We start from the raw sequence: 24202 nt of genomic DNA, 5'->3' as shown, positions 1-24202 counted from the left end.
TGAACCTATGCCGTTTCTTAATCTTGGGTCTGCCGCCAAGTTTCTTGAAAAAACGTTCATACGCCAAGTGTATCCGTTTCAGTTCTTCTTGAATCGCTTGACTCGGCAACGCATGCCAATGCGGATGTGTCGTGCGTTTCAAATCAGTCAAATGTTTGCACATCGCAGCATGGTTGGCATACGGCAGTCCGTCTTTATACCTTTGACGTTGCCACTCGTGGAAATACACATGCACTTGCCACATATCATCAAGCAAGTTGCCAATGCGGATCGTATTAGACTGATCATAAAGCGGATATTTATAGGTCTTCATGGGGTATCAAGTATCAAGTTTTTAACCCCTAATCAGTGGGTAGGCAGGCACATTACCAAGTGGTAACGCTGATTATACCTGCCAACTTGATACTATAATCATACAACAATTTACACTAAAAGTCAAGTTTATTTTCTTGACACGCGCACTCAGCGGGCTTATATCCCAAAGCTAAAGCATTGGGCTTTACGCCCGAATGCCCGTAAAAATGCACTTGACTTTTGTTGCAAGATTTTGTACAATAAAAGCAGTTGAATAGGAAGTGCGCAAACGGTTTTGGCTGGCATAGCTCGAAATCTTGACGGCAAGAGAAACAAATTTGCGTAATGTCTGAAATTTGACTTTTTTTTGCAATTGCGCTAAGTTAGACAGAACACACGGTAAAACCCACTGGTTTCCCATCTAAAAAATCTGGAGGATTAGAATCCTATTGCAGAAACAAGAATCTAAGGGTGTTCCCATACAGAGCAACGCTGAAGTGCAAGCCCTCTTTGGGCAAAGTGATGCCTTTCTAAAAATGATTGAAGATGGATTTGACGTGCGCGTTGTTTTGAAAAGTGACAGCATCGCTGTCATCGGTGAAAACGTTACAGAAGTTAACCGGGTGACAACGGTTCTCGAATCACTACTTCACCGCATCCGGAAAGGAGAACGCATTGAAGCGACCGATGTTAGCTACGTAATTCGCGCATCGGATACGGATGAACAAGACATCCCAAGTGGAATCGGAGCTGAGTCGATTCCAGTATTCTCAAAACGTGGGGTCATCCGCCCCAAAACGGCTGGGCAGAAAAGGTACGTTGAGGCGATCAAAGACAACGACCTTGTTTTCGGCATCGGACCCGCCGGTACAGGCAAAACTTACCTTGCCATGGCTATGGCTGTTTCCGCGCTTAAAAGCGGACAGGTGAGTCGAATCATTTTGACACGTCCTGCCGTTGAAGCCGGTGAACGCCTCGGTTTTTTACCCGGCGACATCGCAGATAAGGTGCATCCATACCTACGCCCTTTGTATGACGCGCTCTACGATATGATGCCACCAGAAACACTCGACAAATACATCGAGCGGAACGTCATTGAGGTCGCACCCATTGCGTTTATGCGAGGTAGAACCCTTAACAATTCGTTTGTTGTCCTCGATGAAGCACAAAACGCGACGATAGAACAGATGAAGATGTTCTTGACTCGTCTCGGTTTTGATTCTAAAGCTGTGGTTACAGGCGACATCACACAGACGGACCTTCCAACACATAAAGTTTCAGGGCTCGCAGATGCACAAGAAGTGCTTTCGGGAATCAACGGAATCCAGTTCATCTATTTTTCCAGAGTCGATGTCGTCCGACATGAATTGGTTCAACGCATTGTCGAGGCTTATGAGCAGGCATCACCGCAAAACACAAAACGGAATAATGGCGTAGGTCCACCGGATGTGTCTACCGAAGAAGGATAGCTGTTTTGATTCGTGTTACCAATACGAGTAGCAACACTACCTTTGATGTGGAAGTGGTTTACAGCGCGGTGCGTGCAACATTGAAGGCACATGACGCAGAAGCGTGCGAAGTCAGTGTCCTCTTGACAGATGATAACGACATAAGGAACCTCAATCGCGACTATCGAAAAATCGATAAACCGACCGATGTACTGGCGTTTGCAATGCGCGAAGGTGAAGATAACCTTCTGAACCCGAACCTACTCGGAGATCTCGTTATATCCCTTGAAACCGCAGCACGACACGCCGCAACAGCGGATGAGGGACTCAGCGGGACCTCCAGCAGCATTGAAACCGAAGTTGCAATGCTTACAATACACGGGGCACTACATCTATTAGGATATGACCATCAAACGCAAGACGAAGCAACAATCATGTTTGAGAAACAGAAAGCCATCTTCTGTCTATTACAGGCACCGTAGCGCGATTATCCACCGGCTTCTGAACGCCACAAAGTTGGTCCGTTATAAGGAGCGTGATCTTACGTTTGGACGACCTAAACCTAATCATCAAACTCGTTAGTTTAGGCATACTTCTAATTCTCAGTGCGCTGTTTTCAGCTGCTGAAGCGTTGCTTGCCCGGTTAACGCGGGACGATATTCTCAAGTTTGCCGAGGAAGGCGGGAAACGCTACGAACTCTTAACCTCGCTGCTGCGCAATCCACGTCGCTATTCGCTGACTATCATCACGGCAAAAACGATCTTGATAGTGGTAAGCGTTATGGTATTCATGACGTTTTGGAAAGACCAATATTTGGTGTATCCAGTGGCAAATGCAGCACTGGCAGTCGCATGTTTCGTCATCCTTACCGAATTGTTCCCTAAAAACTATGTCCAGGGCAGCACAGGGGAAGCAACCATCCGAGCGCTCAGCGTTCTCCGCGTGATTTACTGGGGCGGGTTTGTTGTTTTAATCCCACTAAATTTCCTCGCAAATCTCATTGTCCGAGTCTTCGGGGGCAAGGTTACCTCAGCCCAAGACAGCCTCGTATCCCCAGAGGTTTTAGAAACACTCGACAACGTCGCCGATAGCCAAGAAATCTTAGAACCCGACGATCGAGAAATGATTGCTCGGATTTTAGATTTACCAGATAAAGTTGTCCGAGAAATTATGGTCGCGCGAACTGATATGGTCTGTCTCGAAGCCAATACACCCGCCGCTGAAGTGCTACAGACAACGATTACCTGCCGACACACGCGTATTCCGATCTACGAAGAAACCATCGACCGCATCGTCGGAATTTTGCACGTTAAAGACATGCTGGATTGCTGGGCAAAAGACAAGCCGATCAATCTAAGAGAACTCATCGTCGATCGGAGTCCTTTTTTCACACCGGAAAGTAAGAACATTTCGGAACTCTTCAGGGAACTTCGGGCACATAAACAGCATATAGCAATCGTTGTGGACGAATACGGCGGCACTGCTGGAATAGTGACGCTGGAAAATATCATCGAAGAAATTGTGGGTGAAATCCAAGATGAAGATGAAATAGACGAACAGGATGACTACATCCAGATGGATGCCAACACCTATTCGGTTGATGCGAGATTGAATCTTATGGACTTGAACGAAAGACTCGGCACAGAATTTGAAGCGGAAAACATCGATACAATCGGCGGGTTCGTTGTAGATCACCTCGGGCGTGTGCCTGAACAAGGCTATACATTTACCTTCCGCGGTATCCGCTTCACCATATTTGAGGCGGATGAGCGACGCATCCACAGGATTCATATCCAGATGCCGGATATCAACATAGGCGGTACTTCTTGAAAAGCCCTAAAAAATTGGATTAATTTGACAAAACCTATCAGAGAAGGTATAATTAAACATACAGATCGGGGCGTAGCGCAGTCCGGCTAGCGCGCCTGCTTCGGGAGTAGGAGGTCGGAGGTTCAAATCCTCTCGCCCCGATTCTATTTTTTTAATTAGCACGCGTCCACATAGCAAGCCCAAAACGCGTCTACACCTAAAAAACATGGCAGCCCAAAAGACCCAAGCGATTGTCATTCGCACCTTCCCGCTTAAAGAATTCCACAAAATAATTACCTTCTACACGCCTGACTTCGGGAAGGTCAAAGCGGTCGCCTACGGCGTGAAAAGTCCGAAAAGCAAACTTGGCGGGAGTTTAGAGCTCCTCAACCACGGAATGCTTATCTTCCAACACCGAGAAAACCGAGAATTACAGAACATCACCGACTTCAATCTGATTAACGGATTTGATACAATCCGCTCCGATTTCACGCGCATCACTTACGGCTGCTATTTCGCTGAACTCGTAGATAGTATCGCATCAGAAGGCATCGCTAACCCTGAAATTTTCGATCTCCTCCGAACCACCTATAAATTTTTAGTCGATGTGGACGATGTTCCATTGCTTGCAAGAGGGTTTGAAATTAAATTTTTGGACTGTGCAGGCTACGGGCCGGAACTTTCGCGTTGTGTACACTGCGGTTCAGGCGTAAATGGTGCAGGCACAGAGAAATTCGGCATCGCGTTCAGTGTTCGGTACGGGGGTGTACTTTGCGGCGATTGCAAAAACCGAGACGGTGCTGCCTTTACAATCGCACCGGGCAGTCGTGAATTGCTAAAGATGCTTCGGAAATCTGAGTGGGAGCGGTTCAACCGAATTCGCGCCTCCACCCGCAATCATAACGAACTTAAACGCGCCCTCGGCAGTTTCATTGAATATCATACCGAACGGAATTTAAAAAGCCTTAGATTCATTGAAAGTGTGTTAGGTTAGATCTTTGCATGACTTTCTGCAATAGAAATTATTGTTTTGTCCAATTGAGTTAATACGGAAGGTTTCCATCTATTCCTTGTCGGATTATTTAATCTATTTTTTTCATCTAAAACACTGTGTCTAAGTCCAGATACTTGACTATTCAAGCATTAGAAAAGAGGAAATGTACTTATGAAAAAGCATAATATATTGAAAAAAACGGTGCTATTCGCGCTAATTATAGTAGGTATGGTGATAGTAGGCATCCAAGGAGTGCCTGCTGCGATCACCGGAAAAATTTCTGGTGTCATCACCACTGAAGCGACAAACGAACCGTTGGCAAATGTCACAGTGACAATCGTCGGAACAAGCAGCACCGCAACGACAAACGATGCTGGCTACTATGTGATGACCAATATCCCACCCGGCGGTTACAACGTAAAAGTTGAATTGACCGGTTACACCTCCGAAACGGTGGAAGGTGCGACAGTACTCGCAGGACTTACCACAACCTTAGACTTCACCTTGAAGGCATCTGAGGTTGTCACACTCGAAGGGATAACGGTAACAGCCACCAAACCACTGATTAAGAAAGATGTTACACAGACTGCAAGAATCATTGAATCAGAAGATATTGAGGCGATGCCCCGCGATACGGTAAATGGCATTCTACAAACCCTCCCCGGCGTTGCTGTGCTGAACTCGACCGGTACAGCCCATGTCCGCGGTGGCAGATCGATGGAGATCAGATACCTTATTGACGGTATCCCAATCAATAACCCGATCAGCAGAAGTTTGGGTTTGAGCATCGGCACGAATTCCCTTGAGCAGATGGAAGTCATCACGGGTGGATTCAATGCCGAACACGGCGATGCGCAATCCGGTATCATTAATCTCATCACGAAGGTTGGAACAAACAAATTCTCCGGTAGAATTCGTTACCGAGTCGGGCAGTGGGGAACGCACCACGGGGACGCGTTATACGGTCCATGGCTTGATCCGGATAATGGATTCCGCCCCGTTGCGATTGAACCCTTCAGGGGTATCTTCTTCGGTCAACCCTACGATTATCAAACGCCGTATCGTGGGCAGGACGTTACAGTTGCGGAATTGGCAGAACGAGAAGGCGATGAACAGGTCGTCTTCACAGAGATTTATCCCGGCGTGTATGCCGACAGGACAGAGAACCCACTTCAACCCGTGATAGATTCGGAAACAGGTGAGCCACAGATAAATGAAGAGACAGGCGAAGTGGTCATGACACGCCAACCTTACAAAGATGCCGATGGCACCGTTATCGACTATGAGAAGAAACAGGTTACCTTGTTGGACGGCTATATCGTGGATCTGGAGCAGTATAGCGAATTGTTCAACGATACGAAAGAGTACGACCTCTCCCCGAGCCATATTGGAGAATTTGCGCTCAGCGGTCCGATATGGGGCAATCGATTAACGTTCGCCGCCTCCAGCCAGATAAGTCGGAATAACAGTTTTTTTCCGAATAGTGGTGGAACCGGATATATCTTTCAGGGAAAACTGAAGTTTGAAGTAACACCGAGTATCAAACTCACCGCGAGCGGACTTTTCAATCGCGGGGAAAGCCATTCCTATGGCGGTTCAGCACGTTTTTGGCCCAGTGCTGCGCCAGTGTCAAACTCGGACGCGCGGAATATATCCGTGCGACTTTCACATAACATCAACTCGGGAACCTTTTACACCTTGACCGCTGGTCAATTCCAACGATCAGGTGAGAGCAAGCAACCCGGAAAATGGTGGGATCCGTCCACCAAAAAGTTTGTTGAGGGTGATCCGAAAGTGTGGGATCCGTTGGAGAAGACATTTGACGAAAACGCTTGGGACCCTGAAAAATCCTTTGCGCAGAACCAAGAAGAAGGTAGGATTAGAAACCCGCTCCAACAGGCATACAACGATACCACCTACTTCGTTGCCGGAGATAACAATTCCTGGGGTTCCAGCAATGCAACAACCTCAATATTGAGAGCGGATTTTGCCAGCCAAGTTACGGCGAACCATCAAATCCAGACAGGTGTTGAATTCTTGGGATATGACCTCTATAATCTCGGTGCAACAAATTACGGAAGTTCCAACCTCTACATGGAGTATTATGAAGTCCAGCCTCATTCCATAAGTGCGTATGTGCAAGATAAGATGGAATATGAAGGCATGATCGTCAACGCTGGATTACGATATGATCTGTATAATCCAGATGGCAGCTTTCCCAAGGACCCGTTTGACCCATTGGAACTGAACGACGATGGTACAATCAAACTGGACAAAAGCACTTATAAAGTCGGGCTACCGATTATCAAAGATCCGGTTGAGTCTTCCACCAAACACATGATCGCGCCACGTCTCGGCATCTCCTTCCCAGTTACCGATCGGTCAAAGCTGCACTTTACTTATGGACATTACTACCAGATTCCACGGGGTGATGATCTCTACGAAAATCTTAGTTTTGATATGCGGGGTGCAATCCGAAGAAGGGGTAATCCCAATCTGGAGCCAGAGAGAACTATCGCCTACGAAGTCGGGGTCATCCGGCAATTCACCGATGACCTAACGATTGACATCACCGGATTCACCAAGAACATCAATAAACTCGTTAACAGCGTGCATGTCGATATTACCAACGATTACAGCTACTTCCTTAATAGTGAATTCGAGGGTATGCTCCACGGCATCTATGGTCGGGTGCAGGGATTTGAACTCACCATTCGCAAGTGGCGTACAGGTGGGAGTCCGGTCTCCGGACTGCTCAGTTACACCTACTCCGTCGCGAAGGGGAAAGGCTCCAGCCGAAATCTGGGCTACCTCACCTACTACCGGCAGCAGCCCGATGTAACGGAAAGCCACCCATTAGCATGGGATCAGCGACACATTTTTTCAGGAATGCTGGATATCCAACTGCCCTTCGATTCTTCTGTCAACCTGATTGGCAGGTACGGGAGCGGTTTACCTTATACACCCAATCCGAGCTCACCGACCAAACCCGACATCAACTCGAAGCGGTATCCGCCGACCTATAATGTTGACGCGCTTATCAGCAAACGGAGCCGGATTGGTGGGTTGACCTATACCTTCTTTGCGGACATTCGGAACGTCTTCAACACCAAAAATCTGGACGATCTCCTTGATCCGGTGACGTATGACCGATACGGGATTCCGCTTACCAGCCGGAAGCATTCGCATCCGCTGTCGTGGAGCTCTCCACGCTTGATTATGATGGGTGTGAGTCTGGACTTTTAGTTGAAGATAATAAGGGGCAAACAATGCGAATGCAAGAAATCGCAGAAGCAATAAAGACGTTAAGTCCGACCGATCGGTATCACTTACGGAGACTATTGAAAGAGCAGGACGAAGCTGATAAACTGGAAGTATTTCATCAAGTCTTGCTATCGAAAGGCTTAGTTAAAGAAGTGAAGAACCCTCCTGTCACTGACACAATTGAACGGCAACTCATTGAGGTCAAGGGGAAACCTGTCTCACAAACAATTATTGAGGAGCGGAATAGGCTTTGTAACACCATTTCCCAGAGGAGTCAGGCAGTCTGATTATTGACGTATGATCAATACGATATCCTGCTTGACGATAAGAAGCATTTACACCCGCTGTCGTGGAGTTCTCTATGCTTGATTATAATGGGTGTGAGTCTGGATTTTTAAAAGGAGAGTTCTAAATGAGAGAAATCAACATTGCAGAAACTGATGTAGCTGCGGTAGTAACTGAGGTAGCAAAATTTGCATCGGATCTTCCAAGCCCGGAAGATTTGGTGAATCCCCAACCTACTGCTATTAAGGTGATCGACTGCGTTCTATCACTTCGCAGAAATTATGACAAATTCGTGATTCCTCGACTGAAAAATTTCAGGAACAAACATCCTGATATACAACAGATCAACGATTTAGCGAATCTCATGGCAAACTGTCAATCGCCTGATGCTTTCATGATTGATGAGCTTAATCACAATTCCAAGGTGAAGCCAAAAATGCTTCAGGAAGTGGTAAAGTTTGTCTGCCAAATTGTAGAAAGAATTCCAACGGTTCCCGAAAAAGAGTTCCTTAAACAATGGGCAATTCAAGCCAGACCTGAGGAGTGTTATGGGTTAAATATCAAGCATTTTAAACTTGCTGGCTTTCAGTACCTCCGAATGCTTTTCGGTGCAAATACCACAAAACCGGACGTGCACATTATCAGATTCTTATCTGATACTTTAAACCGAAAGGTCTCAGATATTGAGTCCCTTCTCCTGTTAGAAGCAGCATCAGAACGTGTGGGTGTCTCTGTCCGAGCTGTTGACAAGTACATTTGGAAAAGAGGTGCGCGTGGAGAGCGATATGCTGCTGGAACAAACATTGTTCGTCTTGCACCAGATATAGACATCCAAACCGAGAAGAAAGCCGAAGCTGGGTATAGCGAATTCTGGCAGCCGATCCGTAGTGGTGAATTTGGAGAATTATTTGCTGGTAAACCCGTGCCTATTGGAGAAGACGGATGGATTTCAAAGCGGATCCGCGGCCGCGGCGTGGGAATAATACTCGGTTGTCGTAAGAATTACAGTAATGTTTCTTTTTTCTGTTGGGGAGAGAACAGAATTGAGCGTCGAGACGAAATTATCGCATTGTTCCCGGAAGCAGATTACGACTACGATCCCCGCGAATCGCGTAAACGTGCAATGGTTCGGTTTCATGTCATTAACAAAGGTAAAGACCATCCAGAAGATTGGGATGAAATCCGCGAGAAATTAGTCAACATGGGCACCGACATCTATAACAAGATTAACGAATCTGATCTGTAGCACTTATTGTAGTGCAGAGTAATCAAAATTTTCGAGATTATATATGCCATTTGTTGTTGAACTGTATTTTGACCCCTCAACCGAAGAATGCATCCGTGATGTATGGAAAGCGATTGATGACGCAGAGATTAGCGATTCTATGCCCAAAGGGGGTTACCGTCCACATATATCTCTTGGGGTTTGCGACCATCTTGAAACAGATTCACTTGAACAGGAATTGTCAACCTTTGCGATGGGTGTTGCACCATTTCGATTGTCGTTTCCAAACATAGGTATCTTCTCTACATCGGAAGGGGTCGTTTATTTAGGTGCAACGGTCACTGAGCAGCTGCTTAATCTACACAAGACATTTCACAAAATTTTCAAAAAGTACGCAGCGGAACAACGGGAATATTACACTGTTGGACGGTGGGTGCCGCACTGCACACTCGCTTTCGGTTTGTCAGAAGAACAGATTGTTGAAGCAGTAACCGTTTGTCGACGAATTGCTTTACCGACTTCTACGAAAGTTGGAGAAATTGGCGTGGTGAAGGTTTCCGCTACAGGTTGTCAAAGGCTGTGCTCGTTCAATCTTAATTCATAAAAGTCACGCGCCAAAGGAGGTTGATGATGGATTCTGACTTCTACATCACGCTATTTTCGATTATGGTTCCAATTTGGTTCGGGATTTTCGCAGTTTTTTTCTTTGTGATTGGGCTGCGAGGTATCCTCACGAAGCGTCCTTTTTTAATTTCAAGTAGATGGCTGCTGTTAGTGATGTTCATCGGTCTTGTACCAGCAATTTTAATACCTGTCTTTCTACCAGGGGATAGTTCATTTATAATAAAGTGGTTAAACCCCGCCATATTTACGCTTCTCCTTGTGATGATGTGTTTTGCCTTGAGGGGTTACGTCGCATACGCAGTTACAGATACGTCGTTTCGTGACGCGCTCCTTACATCTTTACAGAAGTTAGACTTACCCTACGAAGAAACGCTTTCTACAATACGACTTACCTCTGTTGAAGTCGACTTACAAGTATCCATTCAGTCATGGATGGGATCGGGGCAGATCAAAATCAAACAGCGTGGACACAGTTCGCTCCTTAAAAAGATCGCTGATGCAATGAACGAGCATTTTCGAGTTTCATCCGCCGATACGAATCTGACCGCTTGTATTTTCTTTTTGGTTATGGGTATACTTATGGTCATTGGTGGAATTGCGATGTCTTTGTTATTTCAACGCATCCTGTGAGCGTCCAAAATTGTAGAAGACAGAAATGGAACTGAAGAAGCGTTAAAAGGGACACAACTATTTCAGACAGATTTACGACATAAGAGATGAATTTTGCGGGTGTCAACTTCAAAAGCGAATCCACGGTTACAAAAATTATCCTACTTTGCATCCTGATCGCCTCTGGTGTTCTGGTGTTGAGGCACGTCGGACATAGCGGGATCACCTATTGGGATGAAGGTTTTCACGCTGTCGTGGCACGGAATTTGACGAAACATCCGCTCAAATTCACGCTCTACGATCAACCTTGGCTCCCGTATGACTATAAAGGGTGGGGCGAGAACCACATCTGGCTGCATAAACCGCCTGTCGCCATGTGGACAATCTGGATCTCGCACTTGATTTTCGGTATTAACACGTTCGCGCTCCGGTTGCCATCTGTCATCAGTCTTGTCGTGACGACGTGGTTGACATTTCGGACTGCCGCAGATCTTTTTGACAAACGAGCGGGGCTTATTGCAGCGTTCCTTCACGGATTCAATCCTTTTCTCTTTGCGTCCGTTCATGGCTATCGCTATTCGGACCATATCGACATCGCCTTACTACTCTGGGTGCAGGTTTCGTGTTGGTTCCTGCTTCGCGCAGTTCGGACCGGAAAACGGAGGAATTATATTTTATCTGGTGTCGCGATGGGGATCGCGTACCTCTCAAAAAGCTACCTCGCCTGCATTACCTTCGGGATCGCGCTTGTTGTTTGGTGCGTCGCACGAGGTAAACAGATTTATCGCGAGAGATACCTATCGGATGACAGCACACAAAACGAGGCGGCAGACGCAAAGATTCGGCTCAGCGACATCGGTATACAACTTTTGGCGGCAATTGCGACAGTGGCGCCGTGGGTTATCTATTGCCTGATTTACTACCGAAAGGAATTCTTATGGGAACATAAACGCGTTCTTGACCATCTTAACACAGACGTTGAAAGCTGGGGCGCGAGTTGGGATCGACCGTTATTTGACTACATGCCGCTATTCTATCCGGTGTTCTATGCTGCGCTTGTTGCAGCGGTCTTGTGTCTGCTGGTGGTTATGTTCAAACGCTGGAACTTAGCCGAACTTTTCGTGTTGGCGTGGGGTATCGGCGTTATCGTTCCGCACACACTCGCGGAGACAAAAACGCCCTCAGCGACAATGATTGCCGTGCCACCGCTACTCATCTGCTTGGCAGCGGTCATCAGTCGCGCATGGCAGCGGCGGGACTGGGTTTACACCTCAATTTGGTGTGCAGGAATGTTAGTGATTACTATCATCTCCGGTGGACGCACCCTGGTCAAAGGACGAGATCAGTTTGACGGACTGAAGAAATTCGCGCCCTTTATTGAGACGAATTTTTGGATTGTTGAGCAGCTGCTCGGATTTGGGATCCTGCTCGCGATTTTCGCGGGTGTATATATGCTGGTTCGCCGGTATAATTGGCAAAAGTGGCTATGGCTTGGACTCCGTATAGTCGCACTGCTGATTGCCTTATTCTATGTAAGAGGTTATATAGATGCTGCATACAAAGTCACGGAGCGCAATAGCAAAATCCCGCTATATGAAAAGAGCGGACCCCGTCTCCAACGTGAGATGCCAGAAAACGCCTGTTTCTTTCTTGACGATGAACGCGTCGGCGCACACTTCGATCTAATGTACTACGCCGACCGGTCAACGTATCAGATTCACAATGTGCATAGAAAAGAGCCCCGCGATTTCAAGAATCAAGCCAAAATAGCACGTGAAGCAGGGGCAATTCCCTACATCTTCTCTGTCAAAGAAACAGCATACAATTATCCGCTGTTCATTGAAGGTGAGATAGATGTTGGAAATGGAAAAACACAACGGTATCGGGTTTATGAAATTACGGAAGTTCACGAATAATAATCATATATCTTCATAGGAGCAATTTATGAAATTATTACGATATATTTATCTATCCACAATTTTAGCACTCATAGCACTACCTACAAGTGCACAAGTGGATTGGAAAGCACTCGATGTAGGCAATTTATCGTCTGCTATCTTTAACACTGCAGTCGTCGGGTATCCGAGTAACCCGACTGCCAATCCCTCGGGATGGTGGCCCGCTGGAACAAACGATTCTTACATCTTTGAAGGCGATATCTGGATCGGGGCAAAAAAGAATGGAGAGATTGGCGTTTCTGAAGCAGATGGTAGACAAAGTGAAATTTGGCCCACCGATGACGCGCCAGAAGTTATTTCAAACAAACCCGGTGTGACGACGAAAGGGACACCGACGAACCAAGCCATCATGTTCAAATGCTCTGACATGAACCCTGATGCAAATAAAGATTTGATTCTCGGTTTAGAACTTGAAGTGCATGGATTTCAGTGGAGTTACGCACCTCTCTACGATTTCTTTATTCTTGAGTATAACGTCAAAAATGCTGGCACTGATGTCCTTGAGGATGTATTCATGGCGTTTCGATACGATGTGGACATCTCCAGTAATGAGACGGGGACAGCAAGCTACTCCGCTGACGACTTCGTTGCATTGGATCAGACACCAGATGCTCTCAATCCAGTAGATCATCCTAACCGTTACCTCTCCTACGGATTCTCCAACGCCTCCGCCCCCGGTTACATCGGCTTACGGGTCTTGGATGCGTATATCGGGGAGAATGCGGAGGATCCGGCGGCAAAAATTCCTTTCGCGGCGCACAAGCGGATTACAATCTCCACAGACCCAACGACCGATGCAGAAATGTACGCGCTCATCAGCACTCCGGGTGTGGAACCACTTCCGGCAAACTATGACGATCAACGCTTTATCCAATCTTATGGACCGGTTGAATCGCTTGCCCCGGGAGAGTCATTCAACATTATTATCGCTGTGGCAATCGGTGAAGGACTTGCAGGTTTGCAAGCCTCCGCAGACTGGGCACAGAAGTTGTATGATGACGGCTACGTTGCTCCGGCACCGCCGCCCTCACCACTGGTCTCCGCTTATCCTGCGGATGGACAGGTGACACTCGTTTGGGAAAGCGAAGGACGTTGGGTTGATGCAGGTGTCAGTAAAAATATCGAAGAATATGTTGATGTGACTGACCCAGAGAAAATCTTCGAGGGATACCGAGTTTATAGGCGCGATGTTGCTTATGATGAATCCACTGGTGATCCGGTCGAAGATTGGACAATGCTGATGGAGTTCGACAAGCCGAGTGCAACGGGTAATTTCTTTACAGTGTCCCATGTCGGTAAAAAGTCGGATGCCGTCATTGAAAGTATGGGCGACGAACCTTTCTTTGCGAGTTTCTTCAAAAGTGCTGTTTATATGATCAAATTCAACTCCAGCACAACCTTTGAAGTCGTTAACACAACGCTGTGGGAAGTTATGGCACACAACCCCGCCTTTCCAGCAAATGGTGGTGGATATGTTGTCATCAAAGATCCAAATACAGGTGAACCGTATCCTGATGGAACGTATCGTTCTGGTGCCCGTATCTATTTCGGTGGACTCTACGTGCAGATTTCCGATGGTCCCTCAGGACCACCCGTCGCTGGTGACATCTTCCGCGTCGTTTCCACGCCCTCACAGGCACTCGGTGAAGATGCAGGCATCAAGAACTTCTACACCGACGCAGGCTTAACCAACGGACTTGAATACACCTACGCCGTCACTTCTTACGACACAGGCAACCCTAAAGCAGGGCTGATTGCAATGGAGAGCAGTCAGATTGAGACAATGGTTCATGTTGTGCCGCGCGCCGAACCTGCTGGATACCGGGAACCTACTGCTGAAATACAACAGCAGGGACAGGGAAGCGTTACTGTCGAACCGATGGTACTCGCACCAAACAAGGTCACAGGTCATCAATACAAGATTGTCTGGTCGGGCGCGAAACAGACAGGTCCCGCGGGATACATCACGGGCCCCGGGTATCAGCCACCTGCTTATGAAATTGTCAACACGACGACAAACGAAACCGTCGTCGAGCAACAGTTTTTTGACTGGTATGACCCGGAGCATCAGGAAGCCGCTGAAGCCCTTTCGCCGATGTTTGATGGCATCGTTCTGAAGATAACAGGGGTTGATGTGTCCTATGGAACTCCAATGGAAAATCCGATCAACGACGTTAAACTGACGGCGGGCACAGTAACAGATTGGTCAGTAGATATTCAATCGCCCGGTTTTGGTGAGAACACATGGCCCAACGTCTGGTGGTCAACGTATTACCGTCCACATACCTATTCAATCACGTTTACTGACGATACACACGTCAAGGTGATGGATGAAAACACAAGCGAAGAAATCCAATTCAACGCCGAGCGCGTCGACGGATACGCTATTCTGACAGGCACCGGCTGGCGTGATGAATACGTTCCAGCAGAGACACCGGGTTTCTTCCGGATTTACGTTCGAGGCGGATATGTGTTTATAAAAGACCCGAACGGTGAAATCTCCGCAGGTGATGCCTTTACTGTTGAAATGGGCGGTGTCAGCGCGCCACAAGACGGCGATGAATTTCTTCTGACAACAAAAGAGGAGACCCTTGCCGCTGCAAACATTGAAGCTGACCTTGGGCGAATTCGTGTGGTACCGAACCCCTATTTCGTCACGAACAGAGCGGTGCTCTCAGAAGGAACAGACAAGATTTTCTTTACGCGCCTCCCACCACGGTGTACCATTCGGATCTATACATTAGCAGGTGAACTCGTCCAGAAACTTGAACATGAAAGCACTGCCGCTTACCATCCAGATGTCGCTCCAGACGACCGTTCGTTACAAGGGGACAAGGGTGGAACAGCATCGTTTGAACTCCTCAACCGCTATAATCAGGCACTCGCAAGCGGTATTTATATCTACCACGTCGAAGCACGAGACCAAAGCGACGCAGTTGTCGGTAATAAAGTCGGTAGATTTGCCATTATTCGATAACACGGAGGAACAGGAGAACTAAATGCGACATACAATTTATGCTCTTTTATTCATTCTTCTTTTAATGTGGGTTATTCCGAGTCATGCTACAACCAATGTCGGTACAGCTGGTGCACAATTTCTGAAAATCGGTCCGGGCGCGCGCGTGGACAGTCTCGGCGGTGCATTTGGTGGGCTTGCCGACGATGTAACCAGTATCTACTGGAATCCAGCAGGGATAAGCCAACTCGAAAAAACCAGTTTATCAGACACCCACACGGTTTGGCTTGCCGATGTTCGCTACAACTATTTAGCCTTTGCTACTCCAATAGAAAAGATCGGCACTTTGGGAGCAAGCGTCACATTCCTCAATGTCCCTGATACCGAGATCACCACACTCGCAAAGCCTGATGGCACTGGGCTTTGGTACTCCGCTTATGATACCGCAATCTCAGTAGCATACGCCAGACAACTTTACGCAAAGGAATCTGGCGTTAACCTCTCCTTCGGTATCAACGCCAAATACATCCACCAACAGATTCATCGGGAGAGTGCCAGAGGTGTGGCAATTGATGTCGGCACGCTGTATCATACGGGCTGGCGGAGCTTACGCATTGGTATGTGTTTCTCGAACTTTGGACCGGAAATGCGCTTCAGCGGTCCGAATCTGGCAAGCGGTGCTGAGGTCGCGGGTGATCCGAGGACAGCAGACTATCGTCCCTTTCCAGCTACAACGAATCCGGCACGAAAGGCAGCTTTAGAGACTATCGAGTTTCCATTGCCTTCCAATTTTCGGCTCGGTATCGCTTATGATGTCGTTGATTCTGGGGACAATCTCCTTACCCTCGCGCTTGATGCCAACCATCCCAACGACAACAGCGAACGCCTGAACATCGGTATGGAGTACTGGTACAGAAAAATGGCGGCAATTCGTGGGGGCTACAAATTCCGATTAGGAGAAGACCGCAGCGACGATGAAGAGGGACTTACACTCGGCTTGGGTATCCATCTGAATCTCGGTAAAAGGGTCCTTTCCCTCGACTATGCTTACGCCGATTTCGGACATCTACAACAGACACACCGAGTGAGTTTGGGGTTACAGTTCTAAGTACTATGGAAACGGGAGATTAATTATGAAGGGTATCGCGAGCCGAAAATCGCGGGAGAGAAAATGAAAACGCAAACTTTTACGACGAGCATCACGCAAGAAGACAAATGGTTTATTGCGCAATGCTTGGAAGTGGATGTTTCTAGCCAAGGCAAAAGTGAAGACGAGGCAATTAACAATCTCAGAGAGGCGTTAGAACTCTATTTCGAGCCGCCACGTCCAACTGTGATGCCTAAGATCCGCAAATTTGAGGTTAACATCAGTTTTAATGAAACCGCTCCCCTATCGGCAGATTAAACGCAAACTCGAAAAAGCAGGGTTTACTATAGTTCATCAACGCGGCAGTCATGTAAAATTTGTCCGTGAAAGTGAAATGAAGTTCGGACAGTGATGGTTCCAAATCATCGTGAAATCCGAGTTGGAACGTTGCGGACTATTCTACGACACGCGGGGTTAACACCAGACGAATTTGACCGACTTTAATTTTTCTTTTTATTTTCCCTTGAATCCCTCTTATCAGAGAATTTGTGAACCAGCTGCCCAAGTCCGACTAAAAATCGAATACCTCTGAGCGCGCTGAAACCTTTGCCAAAACAGAAGTTATTATGCTATAATAGATACGTATCAATTCATTAACACCCTCTGAGCACCCTTTGAGAAGGAGTGGATAAAAATGGCAAACGAGCACTTGACACTTGAAGAGATGGAACAGAAATATCCCGATGAATGGCTCTTCATCGTTGATTGCAAACATAGCGAAAATACCGAACTGTTATCAGGACGCGTCTTAGTCCATAGTAAATCCCGGACAGATATTTATAACGCCTCCGGGCAGTACAAAGACGGTGCAGCAATACGTTATATTGGTAAACCTCCAGAAGGGATGGGTTATTTATTATAATGGCGCGTATTCCCTTTAATCTCTCGTTTGGGTTAATCGTTCTACCTCTTAAAGTTGAAGGCATCAATGCGGATAACTTCCGGGATCTACTTGTGGCTTTAGATACTGGAGTTTCAACTACCTCAATTCCAACAAAAATTGCTTTAGATTTAGGATATGATCTCTCAAACTCAAGAGAAGAGGAAATTCTCGCGGGCAGTGGCATTGAGTTAATGAAACGCATTACCGTACGGAAACTGACAGCAATTGGGGAGATTGTTGAGAATATTGATGTCTTATGCCATGATCTACCTGAAGATTCAATTATAGATGGTGTATTAGGTCTGAATTTTCTGAGGCATTTTGATGTCAATATTTCATTCTCAACCGGAACGATTGAACTTCGTCCACACTAATCCTGTCCTGAAGGAACATCACTGCCAAAAGCAGGTTTTGGAAACTTGCAAACCCTACGAAAAATATGACAGACAAACCGAACATCGTTTATCTTCTCGCCGATCAGATCCGTGCCTATTCGTTACCGGTATACGGTGACACACAGATTGAAACACCGCATATCGATCGACTTGCGCAAGAAGGCACCGTTTTTTCAAACGCGATTGCTACTGCGCCCGTCTGCACGCCTTACCGCTCCATGCTACTCACCGGACGACACCCACAAACGACCGGACATCTCATTAACTTCGTCAAAACCCGACACGATGAAATAGGATTCGGAGACGTTTTCAGTCGAAACGGTTACCGAACGGCGTGGGTCGGCAAATGGCATCTCCACACCGGTTCATTCCCAGAAATCGGCGGACGTGATTACGTCCCTGAAGGACGCGATCGCCTCGGTTTCCAACATTGGCGCGGCTACAATTTCCATACCGACTATTTCAACGGCACTGTGAACCTCGACACAGACTGGCGGAACGAAAGATGGGAGGGTTACGAAACCGATGCCCTGAACCGATACGCTTTTCAATTCATGGACGATATGGAGAACGATACACCATTCTGTCTGTTTATCTCACCTCATCAAGCACACTCCACACCTTATGAGTTTGCACCGCAGGAATACTACGATCGGCTGCCTACTGAACTCCAACTCCCAAAAAACGTTCCTGATTCGGTTAAAGAACAGTCGTTAGAAATTTACCGACACTATCTCGCAATGACGTTAACGGTGGACGATATGCTCGGTGAACTGATGGCGTATCTCGAAAGGACGGGACGTGTCGAAAATACACTACTCATCTTCGGATCCGACCACGGAACGCAAGGCGGCGCGCAAGGCATCAATTTCTGGGCGAAGCGAGAACCCTATGAAGAATCCATTAAAGTGCCGTTGATTATGCGTCTGCCCGGTGTTTTCGATGGAAACCACCGCACCTGTGACACACTCACATCCCCTGTTGATCTGTTTCCATCGCTCTGCGGTTTGTGCGACATTCAGCCACCTCGAACCGTGGAAGGCTACGATCTATCAGCGTCTTGGCGCGGTGAAACCGATGCCTTTGAACAAGATGCAGTCCTGACGATGAACTTCGGATCTACCTACGATTATCTCATCGATGGTAACGAGTGGCGCGGTGTCCGCACAAAGACACACAGCTACGCACGCTGGCTCGACGGCAAACGTATACTGTATAACGTAGGGACAGACCCGCTGCAGATGAACAACCTGATTGACAAACCCGAAGCAAAAGCGTTGGCAGATAAAATGGAGAACACCCTCACCAGCCTGATGGATACCCGCAACGACAAACTCCAACCCGCAACCAGTTATATGGACTGGTACGACGCGCAACGCCGCATTGTTCGTAACGCCCATGGTCCCCTCGGCGACCCAGAAGACGAACCCGACTGGTCATTATTGAAATGAGTTGACAATATCCTAAAATAAGGTATAATGTCAATAAAAATGGGGATATGCTGACGCGAATTAGGACAGGAAGGTACACTCTTAAATAAAACAAAGATGGTCTACTTTGAGAAAGAGGATATACTGCATCTGGCGATTTCCGAGGAACCAGAAAGCAACAGTCTTGAACTCAGTCCTAATATCACTGCCGAATTAAACGCGGACGGTGAACTCATCGGTATTGAAATTTTAAATGCCAGTACCTTCATTCGGGATTCGATTTTAGAATCTGCCCATGCAAAAATGCTTGAAGTGCTACCGTTTATTCAGACCACAAAATCAGTAAAGTTAAGACAAGTTTTTTTGCTCAAACAAGATGAAAAGGCTGCTATTGATTGGTTGGAATCCGTTTCGGAGGGAAATGATGTTTAGAATTTATATCAGTACAAAAGCGGATAGCAGACAATGGCTTTGTGAGTGTAGCACTTGAGGCAATTATATCCGACTTAACACTTACCACGAGAATAAACGCTTGACCCCTCTGCCGAAATACACGACACCGGCACCGATCTTTTTCGGGACATAAAATAAGATGTCGCGCGTCCGCGTGATAAACCCTGGCATCTCGTCAAAGGTGACTGACCCGCCCACACCAACACTTTTGGTGATCCCTTCTGTGCTGGCTTCTTCCGCCACATGGAAACTAAGAGCCGAACCGTCTTCGGTCTGAACACCCACATCGAGCCTGTGTCTATCGCCGTCGCTTTGTATATCGACGTAAAACGGTTGCGGTAACACAGACTCCGGCGATTGGAGACCGAGCCTCACGGCATCCTGCGGTTGAAGCGTAGCGGCGGGATCAGCAGGCTGACGCACTCGCGTTTCTGCTGGCACAGATGTGCGTTGGTCTTGGCGCGTTTGTTTCGCGCGGTTTCGTGCCCAAGTCTTCCGGAGATTGGTGATACGGCGTGTGTTTCTCACCCTTTTCTTCTCCGATTTCTTTTTCTGTTTCTTAACAGTTGCACGGCGGAGCTGCGGTTTCTTTTTCGTACTGCGTTGAACCTTCGGCTCCGAGTCGGATTGATTTTCGGCGCGCACAGTATGGTTTCCGAGTACAAGGAAACCGAAAAGCGTAAGGCTGAGTAAGGCGATTCTTACGATCTGCTTCATGCTTTTCTCCTATGGTTACATATTTTCAGGCTTACGGTGAATCAGTAGCAGTTTCAAGACTGATGTTCACACGCGCTTGGGGTTCAATTGATAACCGACACTCAAGCGCGTTCAGAATAGTTCTGAGCATGTCTAACCGTGGGGCATTTCCATTGGATAACACATCCAAGAAAATTTCAGGTTCAATATTGGTGCGTTTGGAAAGTTCAGAAACTCCACCTTGTGATTCTACAAAGGTCTGGAGTCCTTTTAGAAAAAAAGGCAAATCACCATCAATAAGGTATTCCTCCAATGTCAACTGGAGATAGTCAATTGCTGCCTCCCGGTCTTTAGCCAGTCTTTCAATTTGGTACTCGCGCCAGTTTCCCATTTCTCTCATGGGTATGTCTTCTTGTATTCTCGCCAATAGGTTTTTGCGCATTCAATATCCCACGCTTGTGATGCCTTGTCTCCACCACAAAGCAGAAGAACATCTGAGAAATAAATCCGTTGATCAACTATTATATCCCATTTTCCTTTGAAAATGCAATGAAAATTTACGCCTTGAAAATCCTTTGCTTAAAGAAACCTGTTATGTTACAATAAATGTGCATCAATCAATTCAAAATGGAGTGTGCAAAGAAAAAACAGATATGACTCTTCAAGAAATAATTTTAGCGTTAGAGAAATTTTGGGCAGACCACGGCTGCATTATCCAACAACCGTGCGATATAGAAGTCGGTGCAGGGACATTCAATCCTGCAACCTTTTTGCGATGCCTCGGTCCAGAACCGTGGCAGACAGCCTATGTAGAACCCGTCCGTCGTCCCACTGATGGCAGATACGCCGAAAACCCTTTCCGCGTCGGCGCGTATTATCAATATCAGGTGATACTGAAACCAGCACCTGAAAACGTGCTGCCCCTCTACCTTGAGAGCCTTTATAGTCTCGGTATCTCCCCTCGCAAAAATGACATCCGATTTGTTGAAGACGATTGGGAATCCCCGACACTCGGTGCCTCTGGACTCGGTTGGGAGGTTTGGTGGAACGGTGCAGAAGTCACGCAGTTCACCTACTTCCAACAGATGGGGAGCATTGATCTCGATCCGATTTGTGCCGAGATTACCTACGGACTTGAGCGCATCGCACTCTACTTGCAAGATGTTGACGACTTCTTTGACATCCGCTGGAATGAACACGTTAACTATGGTGATGTCCACCGCCAAAGCGAGATAGAATACTCGACTTATAACTTTGAGCACGCAAATGTAGAGATGCTTTTTGACCTGTTCAGCACCTACGAGAAGGAAACTTATGCATGTTTAGATGCGGGGTTAGTGCTACCGGCAACCGATCATGTCTTGAAATGCTCGCACACCTTCAACATGTTAGATGCGCGCGGGGTCATCAGTGTCACGGAACGGGTGAGTTACATTGAACGCGTGCGACGACTTGCACAGCGGATCGCACGTGCGTATGTCAAGCAGCGTGAAGAAATGGAACATCCGCTCATGGGACGCTTCAGCACGGAGGCAACTCCTACCATGGTAAGCGCGGTTTCCAACTGCACCGAACCAGCCTCCACCACGGTAGGTGCGGTTTCTAACAGTACTGAAACCGCCGATCTCTTGTTTGAAATCGGTACGGAAGAGATCCCCGCGAGTTACGTACCACCTGTCCTTGAGCAGCTACATAAGATCGCAGCCGAATCCCTTACGAATCATAGAATCTCGTTTGGTGAAATTGAGACACTCGGCACACCGCGCCGCCTTACGCTCAGTATCAAGGACATAAAGACCCTTCAAGAAAGTCAAGAAACAGAGGTGGTGGGCCCCCCAAAACGTATCGCCTACGACGAAAACGGCGAGCCTACCAAAGCGGCTATTGGCTTCGCAAAGACACAGGGTGTTGAACTCTCAGCACTGCGTATCGTTGATACCGAACGAGGCGAGTACGTGGCTGCCTCCAAACTCGAAACGGGGGAACCCACATCAGAAGTATTGCAACCACTCCTGCCCGAATGGATTGAGGAACTCCGTTTCCCCAAAACCATGCGTTGGGAAACCAAATCCGAAGAACCGCGTGCGTTCGCTCGCTTCGCGCGTCCTATCCGATGGCTTGTGGCACTATTGGGGGATGAGGTCATCAACTGCAGTTACGGTGCTGCAGACGCAGGACGGTTAACTTATGGACACCGTTCCTTGTATCCCGAACCGATAACTTTGGCATCTGCCGATTTAAAGGCTTACGTTGAAAACCTGCGTAATGCCGGTGTCATTGCCTGTCCGAAAGAACGTAGGCACACCATTGAAAAACAGGTAAGAGACGTTTTAGACGCTGAAAACTGTCTCCCAAAAGTAGATGATGAACTACTGGATACGGTGAACTATCTCGTAGAAAACCCGCAGCCCATCGTTGGCAATTTCAGTGAGTCGCATTTGGAAATACCACCTGAAGTGCTGATTACCGCGATGAAAAAGCATCAACGTTATTTTCCGATGTGGAAAGATGAGTCTGCCCTTGCCTCGAAATTTATTACCATCTCCAATGGAACAGACGGAAATATCGACGGTGTTCGACATGGGAATGAGCGTGTGCTGCACGCAAGACTCAACGATGCTGAGTTCTTTTATAGCGAAGACCAGAAAACCAGTCTTGCCGATAAAGTTGAACGTCTGGGGGCGGTTGTCTTTCATGCGAAACTCGGTTCACTCTTAGACAAAGCGGAACGGCTCAAAGCGTTGGTGCGATTTATTTTGGAAGCGTTAAATGCGAAAGAAACGACTGTTAGCCATGGGGAGCGCGCAGCGTGGCTCTGTAAGGCAGACTTGACGACCCACATGGTCATCGAATTCCCGTCATTGCAGGGAATCACCGGAAGCTATTACGCCCTAAACTCAGGGGAGTCTGAACCCGTCGCCGCTGGCATCGCGGAGCACTACCAACCGCTTGGCGCGGATACACCGCTGCCCGAAACCGAAGTCGGCACATTGCTCGCCATCGCTGACAAACTTGACACCATTGTCGGATATTTCGGCATAGAAGAACGCCCCACGGGTTCACAAGACCCCTACTCACTACGACGGCATGCCCTTGGCACAATCCGAATTCTCCAAGACAGGAAACTGCCGCTCTCTTTAGATGCTGTTGTTGAAGAAGCAATCTCCCTTTACACCGTCGAATTAGCCGACGATACAAAAACAAGCGTTTTGGGTTTCATCAAGGAACGCCTACGCGTTATCCTGCAGGAAGCACAGCAATACGCCCCCGACCTTGCCGATGCCGTTTTAGCAGTCGGCGATGTTGACATCATCGATATTCTCAAACGTGCCAGTGTTCTTGCCGAATTTCGCTTGACACCAAATTTTGAGGAAGTATATAATGCACTCAATCGAGTGCTGAGAATTCTACCACCAAACGCGCCAGAAACTGTAGATGCCGCGCTTCTGTGCGACGCTGCTGAAAAGCAGCTGTACGCCTGTATCACTGAGGCAGAACCACATTTCCAAGAAAATATTCAGGAACGTGACTATGCTAAGCTGCTAACGCAACTCGCCATTTTACAACCCGCAATAGACACATTCTTTGACGATGTCTTAGTTATGGTAGAAGAACCAGCACTGCGTACGAACCGATTGGCATTGTTGAACCGAATCGCGCAAAATATCCATGCTGTCGCAGACTTGACGAAACTCGTGATCGCTGGGGAGTAAAAAACTTGGAAGAACGGC

Annotated in this window: 21 protein-coding genes, 1 tRNA gene and 1 pseudogene; 20 read left to right on the top strand and 3 right to left on the bottom strand. The window is 47.4% G+C overall.

The window, feature by feature from the left end; all coding sequences use genetic code 11:
- Positions 1-313: hypothetical protein (locus tag OXH39_24070; GenBank protein MCY3553544.1), on the bottom strand; the 313-nt coding region annotated here is incomplete at its 3' end.
- Positions 314-743: 430 nt separating this feature from the next.
- Here OXH39_24070 and OXH39_24065 point away from each other — a divergent pair.
- From OXH39_24065 to OXH39_23975, 19 genes and pseudogenes are all read left to right on the top strand, one after another.
- Complete coding sequence (locus OXH39_24065) at positions 744-1763, top strand: PhoH family protein (GenBank protein ID MCY3553543.1); 1020 nt, start codon at positions 744-746, stop codon at positions 1761-1763.
- 5 nt (positions 1764-1768) lie between these two features.
- Positions 1769-2224 carry an rRNA maturation RNase YbeY gene (gene ybeY / locus OXH39_24060; protein ID MCY3553542.1) on the top strand — a complete coding sequence of 152 codons (456 nt, stop codon included), beginning with the start codon at positions 1769-1771 and terminating at the stop codon, positions 2222-2224.
- Positions 2225-2289: 65 nt separating this feature from the next.
- Complete coding sequence (locus OXH39_24055) at positions 2290-3573, top strand: hemolysin family protein (GenBank protein ID MCY3553541.1); 1284 nt, start codon at positions 2290-2292, stop codon at positions 3571-3573.
- 66 nt (positions 3574-3639) lie between these two features.
- A tRNA-Pro gene (locus OXH39_24050) sits at positions 3640-3714 on the top strand.
- 64 nt (positions 3715-3778) lie between these two features.
- Positions 3779-4546 (top strand): DNA repair protein RecO, encoded by a 768-nt coding sequence (gene recO, locus OXH39_24045; GenBank protein MCY3553540.1) that lies wholly within the window; start codon positions 3779-3781, stop codon positions 4544-4546.
- 171 nt (positions 4547-4717) lie between these two features.
- Positions 4718-7792 (top strand): TonB-dependent receptor, encoded by a 3075-nt coding sequence (locus OXH39_24040; GenBank protein ID MCY3553539.1) that lies wholly within the window; start codon positions 4718-4720, stop codon positions 7790-7792.
- A gap of 23 nt (positions 7793-7815) precedes the next feature.
- Positions 7816-8097, top strand: coding sequence for a hypothetical protein (locus OXH39_24035; protein ID MCY3553538.1), 282 nt, complete (start codon positions 7816-7818; stop codon positions 8095-8097).
- 125 nt (positions 8098-8222) lie between these two features.
- Complete coding sequence (locus OXH39_24030) at positions 8223-9341, top strand: hypothetical protein (GenBank protein ID MCY3553537.1); 1119 nt, start codon at positions 8223-8225, stop codon at positions 9339-9341.
- A 43-nt stretch (positions 9342-9384) separates the two neighbouring features.
- The gene (locus tag OXH39_24025; protein ID MCY3553536.1) at positions 9385-9924 is read left to right on the top strand and encodes a 2'-5' RNA ligase family protein; all 540 of its coding nucleotides are present in this window, start codon (positions 9385-9387) and stop codon (positions 9922-9924) included.
- 23 nt (positions 9925-9947) lie between these two features.
- Positions 9948-10574, top strand: coding sequence for a hypothetical protein (locus OXH39_24020; protein ID MCY3553535.1), 627 nt, complete (start codon positions 9948-9950; stop codon positions 10572-10574).
- An 86-nt stretch (positions 10575-10660) separates the two neighbouring features.
- On the top strand, positions 10661-12469 hold the full coding sequence (locus OXH39_24015; protein ID MCY3553534.1) for a glycosyltransferase family 39 protein: 1809 nt from the start codon (positions 10661-10663) through the stop codon (positions 12467-12469).
- Between the two features lie 28 nt (positions 12470-12497).
- Positions 12498-15488 (top strand): hypothetical protein, encoded by a 2991-nt coding sequence (locus tag OXH39_24010; protein ID MCY3553533.1) that lies wholly within the window; start codon positions 12498-12500, stop codon positions 15486-15488.
- A 22-nt stretch (positions 15489-15510) separates the two neighbouring features.
- On the top strand, positions 15511-16575 hold the full coding sequence (locus OXH39_24005) for a PorV/PorQ family protein (protein ID MCY3553532.1): 1065 nt from the start codon (positions 15511-15513) through the stop codon (positions 16573-16575).
- A 63-nt stretch (positions 16576-16638) separates the two neighbouring features.
- On the top strand, positions 16639-16872 hold the full coding sequence (locus OXH39_24000; protein MCY3553531.1) for a type II toxin-antitoxin system HicB family antitoxin: 234 nt from the start codon (positions 16639-16641) through the stop codon (positions 16870-16872).
- On the top strand, positions 16844-16966 hold the full coding sequence (locus tag OXH39_23995) for a type II toxin-antitoxin system HicA family toxin (protein ID MCY3553530.1): 123 nt from the start codon (positions 16844-16846) through the stop codon (positions 16964-16966). Before OXH39_24000 ends, OXH39_23995 begins: the two co-directional genes overlap by 29 nt.
- Before the next feature lie 282 nt (positions 16967-17248).
- A complete protein-coding gene (locus OXH39_23990) occupies positions 17249-17476 on the top strand; it encodes a hypothetical protein (protein MCY3553529.1) in 228 nt (75 codons plus the stop codon).
- Positions 17476-17871, top strand: a complete 396-nt coding sequence (locus OXH39_23985; GenBank protein MCY3553528.1) for a retroviral-like aspartic protease family protein — start codon at positions 17476-17478, stop codon at positions 17869-17871. The genes OXH39_23990 and OXH39_23985 overlap by 1 nt, the downstream gene beginning before the upstream one ends.
- Positions 17872-17936: 65 nt before the next feature.
- Positions 17937-19343, top strand: a complete 1407-nt coding sequence (locus OXH39_23980; GenBank protein MCY3553527.1) for a sulfatase — start codon at positions 17937-17939, stop codon at positions 19341-19343.
- A gap of 96 nt (positions 19344-19439) precedes the next feature.
- Positions 19440-19634, top strand: a pseudogene (locus OXH39_23975) (DUF2283 domain-containing protein).
- Positions 19635-19835: 201 nt separating this feature from the next.
- Here OXH39_23975 and OXH39_23970 read toward each other — a convergent pair.
- Positions 19836-20492, bottom strand: a complete 657-nt coding sequence (locus OXH39_23970) for a hypothetical protein (protein ID MCY3553526.1) — start codon at positions 20490-20492, stop codon at positions 19836-19838.
- Positions 20493-20523: 31 nt separating this feature from the next.
- Positions 20524-20871 (bottom strand): hypothetical protein, encoded by a 348-nt coding sequence (locus OXH39_23965; GenBank protein ID MCY3553525.1) that lies wholly within the window; start codon positions 20869-20871, stop codon positions 20524-20526.
- A gap of 253 nt (positions 20872-21124) precedes the next feature.
- Here OXH39_23965 and glyS point away from each other — a divergent pair, with 253 nt between their 5' ends.
- Positions 21125-24184, top strand: a complete 3060-nt coding sequence (gene glyS / locus OXH39_23960; protein ID MCY3553524.1) for a glycine--tRNA ligase subunit beta — start codon at positions 21125-21127, stop codon at positions 24182-24184.
- Positions 24185-24202: the final 18 nt, after the last annotated feature.

It is taken from the genome of Candidatus Poribacteria bacterium (assembly GCA_026702755.1).
Lineage (GTDB): Bacteria > Poribacteria > WGA-4E > WGA-4E > WGA-3G > WGA-3G.
This window is presented reverse-complemented; position numbering and strand designations above follow the sequence as displayed.

Bases quoted from the DNA above. Each gene is read 5' to 3' on its own strand.
- recO (MCY3553540.1), top strand. From the start codon at position 3,779: ATGGCAGCCCAAAAGACCCAAGCGATTGTCATTCGCACCTTCCCGCTT.
- OXH39_24040 (MCY3553539.1), top strand. From the start codon at position 4,718: ATGAAAAAGCATAATATATTGAAAAAAACGGTGCTATTCGCGCTAATT.
- OXH39_24035 (MCY3553538.1), top strand. From the start codon at position 7,816: ATGCGAATGCAAGAAATCGCAGAAGCAATAAAGACGTTAAGTCCGACC.
- OXH39_24030 (MCY3553537.1), top strand. From the start codon at position 8,223: ATGAGAGAAATCAACATTGCAGAAACTGATGTAGCTGCGGTAGTAACT.
- OXH39_24025 (MCY3553536.1), top strand. From the start codon at position 9,385: ATGCCATTTGTTGTTGAACTGTATTTTGACCCCTCAACCGAAGAATGC.
- OXH39_24020 (MCY3553535.1), top strand. From the start codon at position 9,948: ATGATGGATTCTGACTTCTACATCACGCTATTTTCGATTATGGTTCCA.
- OXH39_24015 (MCY3553534.1), top strand. From the start codon at position 10,661: ATGAATTTTGCGGGTGTCAACTTCAAAAGCGAATCCACGGTTACAAAA.
- OXH39_24010 (MCY3553533.1), top strand. From the start codon at position 12,498: ATGAAATTATTACGATATATTTATCTATCCACAATTTTAGCACTCATA.
- OXH39_24005 (MCY3553532.1), top strand. From the start codon at position 15,511: ATGCGACATACAATTTATGCTCTTTTATTCATTCTTCTTTTAATGTGG.
- OXH39_24000 (MCY3553531.1), top strand. From the start codon at position 16,639: ATGAAAACGCAAACTTTTACGACGAGCATCACGCAAGAAGACAAATGG.
- OXH39_23995 (MCY3553530.1), top strand. From the start codon at position 16,844: ATGAAACCGCTCCCCTATCGGCAGATTAAACGCAAACTCGAAAAAGCA.
- OXH39_23990 (MCY3553529.1), top strand. From the start codon at position 17,249: ATGGCAAACGAGCACTTGACACTTGAAGAGATGGAACAGAAATATCCC.
- OXH39_23985 (MCY3553528.1), top strand. From the start codon at position 17,476: ATGGCGCGTATTCCCTTTAATCTCTCGTTTGGGTTAATCGTTCTACCT.
- OXH39_23980 (MCY3553527.1), top strand. From the start codon at position 17,937: ATGACAGACAAACCGAACATCGTTTATCTTCTCGCCGATCAGATCCGT.
- OXH39_23970 (MCY3553526.1), bottom strand. From the start codon at position 20,492: ATGAAGCAGATCGTAAGAATCGCCTTACTCAGCCTTACGCTTTTCGGT.
- OXH39_23965 (MCY3553525.1), bottom strand. From the start codon at position 20,871: ATGAGAGAAATGGGAAACTGGCGCGAGTACCAAATTGAAAGACTGGCT.
- glyS (MCY3553524.1), top strand. From the start codon at position 21,125: ATGACTCTTCAAGAAATAATTTTAGCGTTAGAGAAATTTTGGGCAGAC.